Source organism: Streptomyces sp. NPDC086835, from assembly GCF_044745705.1.
Taxonomy (GTDB): domain Bacteria; phylum Actinomycetota; class Actinomycetes; order Streptomycetales; family Streptomycetaceae; genus Streptomyces.
In genome coordinates this window covers 66560-78416 of record NZ_JBIVAU010000017.1, presented here as the reverse complement: position 1 = coordinate 78416, position 11857 = coordinate 66560, and the positions used below count along the sequence as shown (strand labels likewise).

General features: G+C 71.7%; 12 protein-coding genes. 3 read left to right on the top strand and 9 right to left on the bottom strand.

Annotated elements, in window-relative coordinates:
* Nucleotides 1-132: 132 nt before the first annotated feature.
* The 7 genes from truB to rimP all read right to left on the bottom strand — a co-directional run bounded on the left by truB (nucleotide 133) and on the right by rimP (nucleotide 7131).
* The gene (gene truB, locus ACIPJI_RS34670) at nucleotides 133-1032 is read right to left on the bottom strand and encodes a tRNA pseudouridine(55) synthase TruB (RefSeq protein ID WP_307708567.1); all 900 of its coding nucleotides are present in this window, start codon (nucleotides 1030-1032) and stop codon (nucleotides 133-135) included.
* Nucleotides 1029-1472, bottom strand: coding sequence for a 30S ribosome-binding factor RbfA (rbfA, locus tag ACIPJI_RS34665; protein WP_100109456.1), 444 nt, complete (start codon nucleotides 1470-1472; stop codon nucleotides 1029-1031). The genes truB and rbfA overlap by 4 nt, the downstream gene beginning before the upstream one ends.
* 27 nt (nucleotides 1473-1499) lie before the next feature.
* Entirely contained in the window at nucleotides 1500-1793 is a 294-nt protein-coding gene (locus ACIPJI_RS34660) for a DUF503 domain-containing protein (RefSeq protein WP_005311234.1), read from the bottom strand.
* Between the two features lie 181 nt (nucleotides 1794-1974).
* The gene (gene infB, locus ACIPJI_RS34655) at nucleotides 1975-5073 is read right to left on the bottom strand and encodes a translation initiation factor IF-2 (RefSeq protein ID WP_356622198.1); all 3099 of its coding nucleotides are present in this window, start codon (nucleotides 5071-5073) and stop codon (nucleotides 1975-1977) included.
* A gap of 153 nt (nucleotides 5074-5226) precedes the next feature.
* A complete protein-coding gene (locus ACIPJI_RS34650) occupies nucleotides 5227-5505 on the bottom strand; it encodes a YlxR family protein (protein WP_159686366.1) in 279 nt (92 codons plus the stop codon).
* A gap of 130 nt (nucleotides 5506-5635) precedes the next feature.
* A complete protein-coding gene (gene nusA, locus ACIPJI_RS34645) occupies nucleotides 5636-6631 on the bottom strand; it encodes a transcription termination factor NusA (RefSeq protein WP_307708565.1) in 996 nt (331 codons plus the stop codon).
* A gap of 2 nt (nucleotides 6632-6633) precedes the next feature.
* Complete coding sequence (gene rimP / locus ACIPJI_RS34640; protein WP_356622199.1) at nucleotides 6634-7131, bottom strand: ribosome maturation factor RimP; 498 nt, start codon at nucleotides 7129-7131, stop codon at nucleotides 6634-6636.
* Nucleotides 7132-7283: 152 nt separating this feature from the next.
* Between rimP and ACIPJI_RS34635 the strand changes: the two genes are divergently transcribed.
* Genes ACIPJI_RS34635 through ACIPJI_RS34625 form a run of 3 tightly spaced genes read left to right on the top strand, consistent with a single transcriptional unit; the run spans nucleotide 7284 to nucleotide 9175 of the window.
* Complete coding sequence (locus ACIPJI_RS34635) at nucleotides 7284-7838, top strand: hypothetical protein (protein ID WP_307708563.1); 555 nt, start codon at nucleotides 7284-7286, stop codon at nucleotides 7836-7838.
* Nucleotides 7835-8290 carry a ferritin-like domain-containing protein gene (locus ACIPJI_RS34630; protein WP_356622200.1) on the top strand — a complete coding sequence of 152 codons (456 nt, stop codon included), beginning with the start codon at nucleotides 7835-7837 and terminating at the stop codon, nucleotides 8288-8290. Before ACIPJI_RS34635 ends, ACIPJI_RS34630 begins: the two co-directional genes overlap by 4 nt.
* A gap of 21 nt (nucleotides 8291-8311) precedes the next feature.
* Complete coding sequence (locus tag ACIPJI_RS34625; RefSeq protein ID WP_402250848.1) at nucleotides 8312-9175, top strand: aminoglycoside phosphotransferase family protein; 864 nt, start codon at nucleotides 8312-8314, stop codon at nucleotides 9173-9175.
* A 324-nt stretch (nucleotides 9176-9499) separates the two neighbouring features.
* Here ACIPJI_RS34625 and ACIPJI_RS34620 read toward each other — a convergent pair whose 3' ends face one another.
* Both ACIPJI_RS34620 and ACIPJI_RS34615 read right to left on the bottom strand, forming a co-directional pair.
* On the bottom strand, nucleotides 9500-11194 hold the full coding sequence (locus tag ACIPJI_RS34620; protein ID WP_307708560.1) for a proline--tRNA ligase: 1695 nt from the start codon (nucleotides 11192-11194) through the stop codon (nucleotides 9500-9502).
* Nucleotides 11195-11259: 65 nt separating this feature from the next.
* The gene (locus ACIPJI_RS34615) at nucleotides 11260-11829 is read right to left on the bottom strand and encodes a GNAT family N-acetyltransferase (RefSeq protein WP_307708559.1); all 570 of its coding nucleotides are present in this window, start codon (nucleotides 11827-11829) and stop codon (nucleotides 11260-11262) included.
* Nucleotides 11830-11857: the final 28 nt, after the last annotated feature.

Genomic DNA, 11857 nt, shown 5'->3' with positions numbered 1-11857 from the left:
TGGTGGGGGGGGGGGGGGGGTGGTGTGCCGCGGGGGGGGGGGGGGGGGGGGGGGGGGGGGGGGCCCCGCCCCCCCCCCCCCCCCCCCCCCACGACGAAGCGACATCCACTACGGGACGTCGGCAGGCTCGGGTCAGCCGAAGACGGCCAGGCTCTTCGCCTTGCCGTTCTGCTCCTCCACGAGCGCCAGGAAGCGTCCGTCGGGCCCGAAGACCGCCACCGGGGCACGGTCGTGGGCCGGCATCTCGAGCCGCACGCCGTTGGTGAGCAGCTTGGCCCGCCGCTCGTCCACGTCCCAGCGGGGGAAGGCGGCGGCCGCCGCCTCGGCGATCGGCATCACGGTCAGCTCCTCCTGGAGCTGGTCGAGAGTCTTCGCCGCGTCCAGGCCGTACGGGCCGACCCGGGTGCGCCGCAGCGCCGTCAGGTGCCCGCCCACTCCGAGCACGGCACCGAGATCGCGGGCGAGCGCCCGGATGTAGGTGCCGGAGGAACAGACCACGGACACGACCAGATCGACGACGGGCAGGCCGTCCTCCGTGGTCGTGGGGCGGACGTCGTAGACGCGGAAGGAGGAGACGGTCACCGGGCGGGCCGGGATGTCGAACTCCTCGCCGCCGCGCACCCGTGCGTACGACCGCTTGCCGTCGATCTTGATGGCGCTGACCTTGGACGGCACCTGCATGATGTCGCCGGTGAGCCCGGCGACGCCTGCGTCGATGGCCTCGCGTGTGACGGCGGACGCGTCGGTGGAGGAGGTGACCTCACCCTCGGCGTCGTCCGTGACGGTGTCCTGGCCCAGCCTGATGGTGCCGAGGTACTCCTTCTCGGTCAGCGCGAGGTGCCCGAGAAGTTTGGTGGCCTTCTCGACACCCAGCACCAGTACGCCGGTGGCCATGGGATCGAGCGTCCCCGCGTGTCCGACGCGCCGGGTTCTGGCGATCCCGCGCATCTTGGCGACGACGTCGTGCGAAGTGAAGCCCGACGGCTTGTCGACGATGACAAGTCCGTCGGGCGTGACGGTGCGCTGCGTCATTCCGAGGCTTCGTCCTCGTCCTCGGGCTTGCGGTAGGGGTCGGCCTCGCCGGCGTACGTGGCGCCGGAGGACACCTCGCGGACCTTTGCGTCCGAGGCGCGCGCCTTGTCGAGGAGGTCCTCGATCGTCTTGGCGTTCTCCGGGAGCGCGTCGGCCACGAAGGTGAGGGTCGGCGTGAACTTGGTACCCGCCGCCGCGCCGACCGCCGAGCGCAGGATGCCCTTGGCGCTCTGCAGGCCCGCGGCGGCACTGGCCCTGTCCTCGTCGTCGCCGTAGACCGTGTAGAAGACCGTGGCCTCCCGCAGGTCACCCGTGACGCGGGTGTCCGTGATGGTCACGTGCGAACCCAGGCGGGGGTCCTTGATGCCACGCTGCAGCTTCTCCGCGACCACCTCCCGGATGAGGTCTGCCAGCTTTTTCGCCCGCGCGTTGTCGGCCACTGGTCCGTCTCCTTCTTTGCCTTGCATTCAGTCTTCGTCGCTGTGGAGTCTGCGTCGAACCGACAGCAGCTCCACCTCCGGCCGGGCGGCGACGAGGCGCTCGCACCGGTCGAGTACGTCCGTGAGGTGCCCTGTGTCCCCGGACACCACGGCGAGGCCGATCTCGGCCCGCCGGTAGAGGTCCTGGCCGCTCACCTCTGCCGCGCTCACCGCGTATTTGCGCTGGAGTTCGGCGACGATCGGTCGGACCACGGAGCGCTTCTCCTTCAGCGACCGTACGTCGCCGAGAAGCAGATCGAAGGACAGTGTCCCCACATACATGTATGTCCGGATGTCCCGCCGGTCCGGGTTCGTCGTGCCGGGGGTCCGGGGGGCTTCCCGCCGGACCGGCACGGTCGGGGCCCCGCCTGCACTTGGCAGGGACACCCAAACCGTACACGCAACGGCCGGGGCCGATCGACGGAATTACTTCCGCCGACCGGCCCCGGACGAATGCCGTGCGTCAGCCGCGCGGCTTCTCGCGCATCTCGTACGTCGCGATGACGTCGTCGACCTTGATGTCGTTGAAGTTTCCGAGGTTGATACCACCCTCGAAGCCTTCGCGGATCTCGGTGACGTCGTCCTTGAAGCGACGCAGACCAGAGATGGTGAGGTTCTCCGCGATGACCTTGCCATCGCGGAGCAACCGCGCCTTGGTGTTGCGCTTGACCTCGCCGGAGCGGACCAGCACACCGGCGATGTTGCCCAGCTTGGACGAGCGGAAGACCTCGCGGATCTCCGCCGTGCCGAGCTCGACCTCTTCGTACTCCGGCTTGAGCATGCCCTTGAGGGCCGCCTCGATCTCCTCGATGGCCTGGTAGATCACCGAGTAGTAGCGGACGTCGACGCCCTCGCGCTCCGCCATCTGCGCCGCGCGGCCCGCAGCGCGGACGTTGAAGCCGATGACGATGGCGTCGGAGCCGGTCGCCAGGTCGATGTCCGACTCGGTGACCGCACCCACACCGCGGTGCAGGACGCGGATGTCGACCTCTTCGCCGACGTCGAGCTGGAGCAGCGAGGACTCGAGAGCCTCCACCGAACCGGACGCGTCGCCCTTGATGATGAGGTTGAGTTCCTGCACCAGACCGGCCTTGAGGGCCTCGTCCAGGTTCTCCAGGGAGAACCGGACTCCGCGCCGGGCGAAGTTGGCGTTGCGCTCACGCGCCGCGCGCTTCTCGGCGATCTGGCGGGCCGTGCGGTCCTCGTCGACGACGAGGAAGTTGTCGCCGGCGCCCGGGACGTTGGTGAGACCGAGGACGAGGACCGGAGTCGAGGGACCCGCCTCTTCCACGTTCTCGCCCTTGTCGTCGAGCATCGCGCGGACACGGCCGTACGCGTCGCCGACCACCATGGTGTCGCCGACCCGCAGGGTGCCTCGCTGGACCAGGACGGTCGCGACGGCGCCGCGGCCACGGTCCAGGTGGGACTCGATCGCGATGCCCTGCGCGTCCTGCTCCGGGTTGGCCCGCAGGTCGAGCGAGGCGTCCGCGGTGAGGACCACGGCCTCCAGCAGGCTCTCGATGTTGAGGCCCTGCTTCGCGGAGATGTCGACGAACATCGTGTCGCCGCCGTACTCCTCGGCCACCAGACCGAACTCGGTGAGCTGACCGCGCACCTTGGTCGGGTCGGCGCCCTCGACGTCGATCTTGTTGACCGCGACCACGACCGGCACGCCGGCCGCCTTGGCGTGGTTCAGCGCCTCGATCGTCTGGGGCATCACACCGTCGTTGGCCGCCACCACGAGGATCGCGATGTCGGTCGACTTCGCACCACGGGCACGCATGGCGGTGAACGCCTCGTGACCCGGGGTGTCGATGAAGGTGATGCGACGCTCTTCTTCGTTGACGACGGTCGCGACCTGGTAGGCACCGATGTGCTGGGTGATGCCACCGGCCTCGCCCGCGACGACGTTCGTCTTGCGGATGGTGTCCAGCAGTCGGGTCTTACCGTGGTCGACGTGACCCATGACGGTCACGACCGGCGGACGCGCGACGAGGAACTCCTCGCCACCCTCGTCCTCGCCGAACTCGATGTCGAAGGACTCGAGCAGCTCGCGGTCCTCCTCCTCCGGGCTGACGATCTCGAGGATGTAGTTCATCTCATCCGCGAGGAGCTTCAGCGTCTCGTCGGAGACGGACTGGGTGGCGGTGACCATCTCGCCGAGGTTCATCATCACGGCGACGAGCGACGCCGGGTTGGCGTTGATCTTCTCCGCGAAGTCGGTGAGGGACGCACCGCGCGACAGGCGGACGGACTGTCCGTTGCCGCGAGGCAGCATCACGCCGCCGACCGACGGGGCCTGCATGGCCTCGTACTCCTGGCGCCTCTGCCGCTTCGACTTGCGACCACGACGCGCGGGACCGCCGGGACGACCGAAGGCGCCCTGCGTGCCACCACGGCCACCCGGACCACCCGGACGACCACCGAAGCCGGGACGGCCACCGCCACCACCGGGGCCACCCGGACGGCCGGCGAAACCGCCGCCACCACCGGGAGCACCGGGACGGCCGGCGAAGCCGCCACCGCCGCCGCCACCCGGACGGCCGGCGAAACCGCCGCCACCACCGGGACGACCGCCGCCGCCACCGCCGGGACGACCGCCGCCGCCACCGGGACCGCGACCGCCGCCACCGGGGCCGCCACCAGGACGGGGACCGGCAGCAGGACGCTGCGGCATCATGCCGGGGTTCGGACGGTTACCGCCGGGCGCGCCGCCGGGACCACCGGCACGCGGGGCCTGCGGACGAGGCATACCGCCGGGGGTCGGGCGGGCACCGCCCTGGCCCTGCGGACGCGGGGCGCCACCGGGGCCGCCCTGCGGACGCGGAGCGCCGGGAACAGCGCCGCCAGGTCCGCCGGGGCCGGGACGTGCGCCACCCGGACGGGGCGCCTGCGGACGCGCCATGCCGGTGGAGCCACCGGACGTGAACGGGTTGTTACCCGGACGGGGACCGGCCGGACGGCCACCGGGGCGCGGGGCGCCCTGGCCGCCGGCGGGACGCGCCGGACGCTCGCCGCCACGGCCGCCGTCACGCTGACCGCCGTCACGCTGTCCGCCGGCCGGAGCCGGACGGGCAGGGCGCGGACCGGGGGTGGCACCCGCGGGACGCGGGGCCTGCGGTGCGGCGGGCTGGGCCGGAGCCGGGGCCGAGAACTCGGCAGCGGGCACCGGAGCCGCCGGGGCGGGCTTGGCCGGCGCGGGCTTGGGACCCGGTGTCGGACGCGGTCCCGGAGCCGGGGCCGCGGAGGAGGGGGTGCTGCTCGCCGGGGCCGGCTTGGGGGCCGGTGCGCCGGGCTTGGGGGCAGCAGAACGTCCCGCCTGCGCCGAGGGCGCGGCAGGCTTCGAAGGCGTCGCCTTGCGGGGCGCGCCAGGCTTCGCAGCGGACTTGCCGGCGTTGCCGCCGGGCCCCTGCAGTGCATCAGTCAGTTTGCGTACAACCGGCGCCTCGATCGTCGAGGACGCCGAACGGACGAATTCACCGAGTTCTTGGAGCTTGGCCATGACGACCTTGCTCTCTACGCCGAACTCCTTGGCGAGTTCGTATACCCGGACCTTAGCCACTTCGCTCCTTTTAGGTCCGGGTTACCGCCGGACCGTCGCTACTTCATGGGCGTACTCATCGCGTACTCATCGAGTGCTCATCGCAATCTCGACCTACTTCCAACTCGCGAGGTACCTGACCGCACGGGGGTATCCGTGCCGTACTTCTTTCTCTTACGGTGCTGCCTGCTCGACATACCGCCGCGCCAGGGCGGTATCGAGCGGTCCCTGGGCCCGGAAGGCCCTCGGGAACGCCCGGCGGCGGACCGCCAGGTCGAAACAGACCAAGGCGGGGTGCACGTACGCACCCCGGCCGGGCAGCGTACCGCGATCATCGGGGACGCACTCGCCCTCGATCACCACGATCCGCAGCAGATCGCTCTTGGCCGCTCGCTCCCGGCATCCCACACAGGTTCGCTCAGGGCACACGCGGGCATGCGTCCGGCCAGACACGGTTAAGTCTACCTCCCCGCACCGACCTCACCCCTTGGGGGCAAAAATCGAACGGTTGTTGTCCTGATCCTTGTGAGATCTTGGTCGGCTCCCGTCCTCACTGCAACGGGATTCGGCCCCTGCCCATTCCTCAGTCCTGGTCGGGGCTCTGCTCGGTGTCGGGCCGGATGTCGATGCGCCAGCCGGTCAGACGGGCGGCCAGGCGGGCGTTCTGCCCCTCCTTGCCGATCGCCAGCGACAGCTGGTAGTCCGGGACCGTCACCCGCGCGGAGCGGGCGCCGAGGTCGACGACCTCCACCTTGCTGACCCGTGCGGGCGACAGGGCGTTCGCCACCATCTCCGCCGGGTCGTCGGACCAGTCCACGATGTCGATCTTCTCGCCGTGCAGCTCGGCCATGACATTACGCACACGGCTGCCCATCGGGCCGATGCAGGCGCCCTTGGGATTCAGTCCGGAGCGGGTCGAGCGGACGGCGATCTTGGTGCGGTGGCCGGCCTCGCGGGCGATCGCGGCGATCTCCACACTGCCGTCGGCGATCTCCGGAACCTCCAGCGCGAACAGCTTCTTCACCAGGTTCGGGTGGGTGCGGGACAGGGTGACGGAGGGACCGCGCACGCCCCTGGCCACGCGCACCACATAGGTGCGCAGGCGCAGACCGTGCGTGTACTCCTCGCCGGGGACCTGCTCCTGCACCGGCAGGATCGCCTCGAGCTTGTCGTCCAGCCTCACCAGGACGTTCTTGGGGTCCTTGCCCTGCTGGACCATGCCCGCGACGATGTCGCCCTCACGGCGGGCGTACTCGCCGAAGGTGACGTCGTTCTCCGCGTCACGCAGCCGCTGCTGGATGACCTGGCGGGCCGTGGTGGCGGCGATCCGGCCGAAGTCGGACGGAGTGTCGTCGAACTCCTTCGGCTCCTGCCCCTCCTCCAGATCGGCCGGGTCCTCCTTGGCCCACACGGTCACGTGACCGGTGTTCCGGTCGAGCACCACACGGGCGTGGCGGCGACTGCCCTCGGTGCGGTGGTACGCGATGAGGAGGGCCGACTCGATGGCCTCGACCAGCAGGTCGAAGGCGATCTCCTTCTCCTGGGCCAGGCCCTTCAGGAGCTTCACGTCGATGTCCACGGCTACGCCTCCTCTTCCTTCTTGTCCTTGCGGTTGAACTCGATCTCCACGCGGGCCTTCACGATGTCGTCGAAGGCCACCCGGCGGGCGGTGGGCTTGCGCCCCTTCACACCGGGTACCTCGAGGTCGAGTCCCTCGTCGTCCACGGTCAGGAGGCGGGCCACCAGGTCCCCGCCCTCCTTCAGCTGCAACTTCACCAGGCGGCCGGTGGCGCGCACGAAATGGCGGCGCTCGGTCAGCGGGCGGTCGGCGCCGGGGGAGCTGACTTCGAGGACGTACTCGCCCTCGCCCATCGCGTCCGTCTCGTCGAGCTTCTCGGAGATGGCGCGGCTCAGCTCGGCACAGGCGTCCAGTTCCACGCCCTCGTCGGAATCGACGGTGATCCTCAGCATGCGGCGCCGGCCCGCCCGGGAGACCTCGATCTCTTCCAGATCCAGCTCCGCGGCGCTGACGAGCGGCTCAAGCAGCCCGCGCAGCCTCTCGCTCTGGGTGGTGCTCATCCGGGTGACTCCTCGGCCGCGTGTGCTGTTGTGGGATCGTCGCGTGTCGAAGAAAGGGTATCCGGTCGCGGGGGGTGTTGCCGTCCACCCGCCCGGGAGCCGCGGGTACGCTCGCCTGCGGCGATGATCACTGCGAGCCCGAGGAGACACGCGTGGGGCGCACGGGGACGACACGCAGACGTGCGCTGTTGGCGACGGGGGCGGCTGCTGCCGGCATGTTGACGGGCTGTTCGAGCGACTCCCCCGGGACGCGGCGCCCGTCCGGCAGGTCCGCCGACCCGGCTCGCGCGCAGGCCGCGCTGCGGGCACGGCTCGCGGCCAGGAGCACGGCGCTCGGCGACGAGTACGACGCCGTCATCGCCCGCCACCCGGAGCTCGCCGAACGGCTGACACCACTGCGCACCGCTGTCGCCGCGCACGCTGTGGCGCTCGGCGGCGGCCGCCCAGGGCAGACGTCCGCCGCTCCCTCACCGTCCGTCACGCCGTCCACCGCTCCGCCGGTCACGCCGTCCGCCACCGCGGCCGGCTCCGTCCCAAAGGACCCCGCTGCCGCGCTCAAGGCGCTGGCCGCGGCCGAGCGTCGCACCTCCGACAGCCACACGGACTCCCTCGCCGACGCGGAACCGGAGCTCGCCCGTCTACTGGCCTCCGTCGCCGCGGCCGGCGCCGCGCATGCGTACCTGCTGACGAAGGGGGACCCGCGTTGACCACGGTGGACGCCCAGGGCGACACGGCGCGCGAGCTCGACGCCCTCCAGGCCGCACTCGCGGCGGAGCACGCCGCCGTCTACGGATACGGGGTGGTCGGCGGCCGGGTCGGCGAGGACCGCGAGAACGAGGCCGCCGCCGCCCACGCCGCACACCGCTCACGGCGGGACTCGCTGACGCGGACCGTGCGCGACCTCGGCGGAAAGCCCGCGGCGGCCGCCGCGGGCTACGCCCTGCCCTTCCCCGTGCCGGACGCCGCGGCCGCGATACGGCTCGCCGCCGTCCTGGAGGAACGGGTGGCGGCCGTCTACTCCGATCTCGTACGGGCCGCACAAGGGCCGCTGCGGCTCGAGGCCGCGGGCGCGCTGCGTGAGGCGGCGGTCCGCGCGGTGCGCTGGCGCGGCAGCGGCGTAGCCTTTCCTGGGCTCGCCGAGCGGGCCGGCCAGGACTGATGGGGAAGGAGCAACGGGCGTATGGCTTTCGAACCCCCGCAGCGGCTGGTCCGGGCACTCGGCGAGGACGACGCGTGGCTGTCGCGGCTGCCAGGAACGGTCCAGGAGACCGTGGACCGACGGAAGCTGAACGTCGAGCGGACCGTGGTGCCGGGCGGCCGGAGCAGCCTGCTCCTACTCGTGCGGCAGCCGGACGGCACACCCGCCGCGCTGAAGCTGGCTCCCCCGTCCGCGGCCCCCGGACCCGAGGCGTCCGCGCTGGAGCACTGGAACGGCTGGGGCGCGGTACGGCTGCTGGACGCCGCCGACGGCGATCTCCTGCTGGAGCGGCTGCACCCCGAGGTCTCGCTCCGCTCACTCCCTGAGGCCAAGGCGCTGCTGGAGGCGGCGGGTATCGTGCGACGGCTGTGGGTCGAGCCGCCGGCCGGCCACGTCTTCGAGACGGTGGCGGACCGCACGGCACGGCAGTCGGCGACGATGCGGAGTTCCGCGGAGCCGCTCGTCGCGGCCGCGCTGGCGGCCCGTGACGAACTGGTCGCGGCGGCACCGGAAGAACTGCTGCTGCACGGCAACTTCCGCCAGGGGAAGGTGCTTTCGGGGGACCGCACACCATGGTTGGCGGTCGGACCCGAGCCCCTGGTCGGCGAACGCGCGTACGACCTGGCCCGTCTCGCCCGCGACCGCGTCGAGGACCTCGTCGCGTCCTCCGCGGGCGCGTCGGCGGCCCGCCGCAGACTGAACCGCCTCGCGGACTCCCTGGAGATCGACCGCGACCGGCTGCGGGGCTGGACGCTGTTCCGCGCGGTGGAGTCGGGCCTGCGTGCGGTGGCCGCGGGGCGGCGCGCGGAGGGGGAACTGGCGCTGGAGTTCGCGGGCTGGCTGTAGCCGTGGCGTGAGCGTGGGCCGCTGCGCGGGCTTGTTCCCCTCCCCACCCCTTCCCGCTGTACCGAGGTGCCGCTGCGCCGCGTGGAGGGCGAGCCCCGGGCCCGGGCCCCGTACCGCGCTTCGCGCGGCGCCCTCGAACTCTCCCTACGGCCTGGCGGCCGTGGGAGGTGCCCCCAGGGGGCTCACGTTGCCTGGCAACTTGAGCACCGCCGGCGAATGAGGCGCGGGGGTCCGGGGGCAGAGCCCCCGGTTTCGGGAAAGGGCGGGGTGGGGAACAAGCCCGCGCAGCCGCCCCAACCCCCTCACTACCCCCGAACCCCCTCACTACCCCCGCAGCCGCGCCACCGCGTCCGCCACCGTGAGCTCCTCCCGCTCCCCCGTCCGGCGGTCCTTCAGCTCCAGGACGCCCTCTGCCGAGCGGCGGCCGGCCACCAGGATCTTGGGGACGCCGATCAGCTCCGCGTCCGTGAACTTCACGCCCGGGGAGACGCCCGCCCGGTCGTCGACCAGGACCCGCAGGCCCGCCGCGCCGAGCTGCTCGGCGACGTCGAGGGCGAGCTCCGTCTGCAGGGCCTTGCCCGCAGCGACCACGTGGACGTCGGCCGGGGCGATCTCGCGGGGCCAGCACAGGCCCTGCTCGTCGGCGGTCTGCTCGGCGAGCGCGGCCACCGCGCGCGAGACGCCGACGCCGTACGAACCCATGGTCACGCGGACGGGCTTGCCGTTCTGGCCGAGCACGTCGAGCTGGAAGGCGTCCGCGTACTTGCGGCCGAGCTGGAAGATGTGGCCGATCTCGATCGCGCGGTCCAGCTTGAGGCCGGTTCCGCACGAGGGGCACGGGTCGCCGTCCTCGACGACCACGACGTCGAGGTAGTCGTCGACCTCGAAGTCCCGGCCGGCCACGACGTTCTTCGCGTGGAAGCCTGCCCGGTTGGCGCCGGTGATCCACGCGGTGCCGGGGGCGACGCGCGGGTCGGCGATGTAGCGGACCTTCTCGAGGCCTTGCGGGCCGACGTAGCCGCGGACCAGGTCCGGGCGGTCCACGAAGTCCTCCGCGGTGACCAGCTCGACCTCCGCGGGGGCAAGGTGGTCGCCCAGCTTGCCGAGGTCCACCTCGCGGTTGCCGGGTACGCCGACCGCGACGATCTCGCCGTCGACCTTGACCAGCAGGTTCTTCAGGGTCGCGGACGCCGGGACGCCCAGGTGGTCGGCGAGGGTCTCGATGGTCGGGGTGTCGGGGGTGTCCAGTTCCTCGACGGGGCCGTGCGCGGCGCCCTCCACCGGGGCGAGCGCGAAGGTGACGGCCTCGGTGTTGGCCGCGTAGTCGCAGGACGGGCAGTACACGAAGGTGTCCTCGCCGGCGGGAGCCGGCGCAAGGAACTCCTCGGAGGCGGAGCCGCCCATCGCGCCCGACACCGCGGAGACGATCTTGTGCTTGAGACCGAGGCGCTCGAAGATCCGGACGTACGCCTCGCGGTGCAGGGCGTAGGACTGTGCGAGGCCCTCGTCGGAGGTGTCGAACGAGTACGAGTCCTTCATCTGGAACTCGCGGCCGCGCAGGATGCCCGAGCGGGGACGTGCCTCGTCGCGGTACTTCGTCTGGATCTGGTAGAGGATCACCGGCAGGTCCTTGTAGGACGTGCACTGGTCCTTGACGAGCTGGGTGAAGATCTCTTCGTGGGTCGGGCCGAGGAGGTAGTCGGCGCCCTTGCGGTCCTTGAGACGGAACAGCTCCGCGCCGTATTCCTCCCAGCGGCCCGTCGCCTCGTAGGGCTCCTTGGGCAGCAGCGCCGGCAGCAGGACCTCCTGCGCGCCGATGGCGTCCATCTCCTCGCGCACGACGCGGGTGACGTTCTCCAGGACGCGCTTGCCGAGCGGGAGCCAGGACCAGATGCCCGCGGCGTTGCGGCGGACGTAACCGGCGCGCACGAGGAGCTTGTGGCTGAGCGTCTCTGCGTCCGCCGGGTCGTCGCGCAGTGTCTTGACCATCAGACGGGACATGCGCTGGACCTGGGCCATGGTGAACTCCTGCTCGGAACGTGTGATGTGCAGGAGGTTAGCCGGGGCGCAGCCGCAGGCGGAAATCAGTTCGTGCGCCGCAGCGGCAGTGGGGCGCCCATCACCGCGTAGGGACTGGGGGCGCTCGGGAAGAGCACCTGGCCGGCGAGGTCCTGGTAGCCGAGCCTGCGGTACAGGGCGCGGGCCGGGCTCTCGGTGTCGATGGCGGACAGGATCGAGCGGGGCAGGCCGCATCCGTCGGTGATGGTGGTGATCAGTTCCCGTCCGACGCCGCGTCCCTGGAAGTCGGGGTGGACGTGGAGTTCGGTGATGACGAACGAGTCGTCGAGCCAGCCGTCGGTGCCGTTGCGGCGCAGATACGGCTCGACCACGGTGGACCACCAGTGGCCGCGGTCGTTGGGCATGCCGTAGACGAATCCGACGAGCCTGCCCGCCTCTGTGGTCGCTCCGAGCGCCCGGGCTCCCGGGTTCTGCAGGTGGCGCAGCACGATGTAGCGGCGGATGTCGATCTCGTCGTCGCTGAGCCCGAAGGCGAGCGCCTGCACGGCGAGCGCTTCGTCGACCCGCGCGGTCAGATCGAGCGGTTCCACGACGACTTCGGGGGCCTGCGAGCCGTCCCCGCTGAGTGCTGCCATGGGCCGAACCCTACTTGCCGTCGTGGCC

What these genes read in the sequence shown, in the direction of transcription:
- ACIPJI_RS34660 (WP_005311234.1), bottom strand. Translation starts at nt 1,793, where the DNA reads ATGTATGTGGGGACACTGTCCTTCGATCTGCTTCTCGGCGACGTACGG.
- ACIPJI_RS34625 (WP_402250848.1), top strand. Translation starts at nt 8,312, where the DNA reads ATGGCTTTCGAACCCCCGCAGCGGCTGGTCCGGGCACTCGGCGAGGAC.
- ACIPJI_RS34620 (WP_307708560.1), bottom strand. Translation starts at nt 11,194, where the DNA reads ATGGCCCAGGTCCAGCGCATGTCCCGTCTGATGGTCAAGACACTGCGC.
- rimP (WP_356622199.1), bottom strand. Translation starts at nt 7,131, where the DNA reads ATGAGCACCACCCAGAGCGAGAGGCTGCGCGGGCTGCTTGAGCCGCTC.
- truB (WP_307708567.1), bottom strand. Translation starts at nt 1,032, where the DNA reads ATGACGCAGCGCACCGTCACGCCCGACGGACTTGTCATCGTCGACAAG.
- ACIPJI_RS34615 (WP_307708559.1), bottom strand. Translation starts at nt 11,829, where the DNA reads ATGGCAGCACTCAGCGGGGACGGCTCGCAGGCCCCCGAAGTCGTCGTG.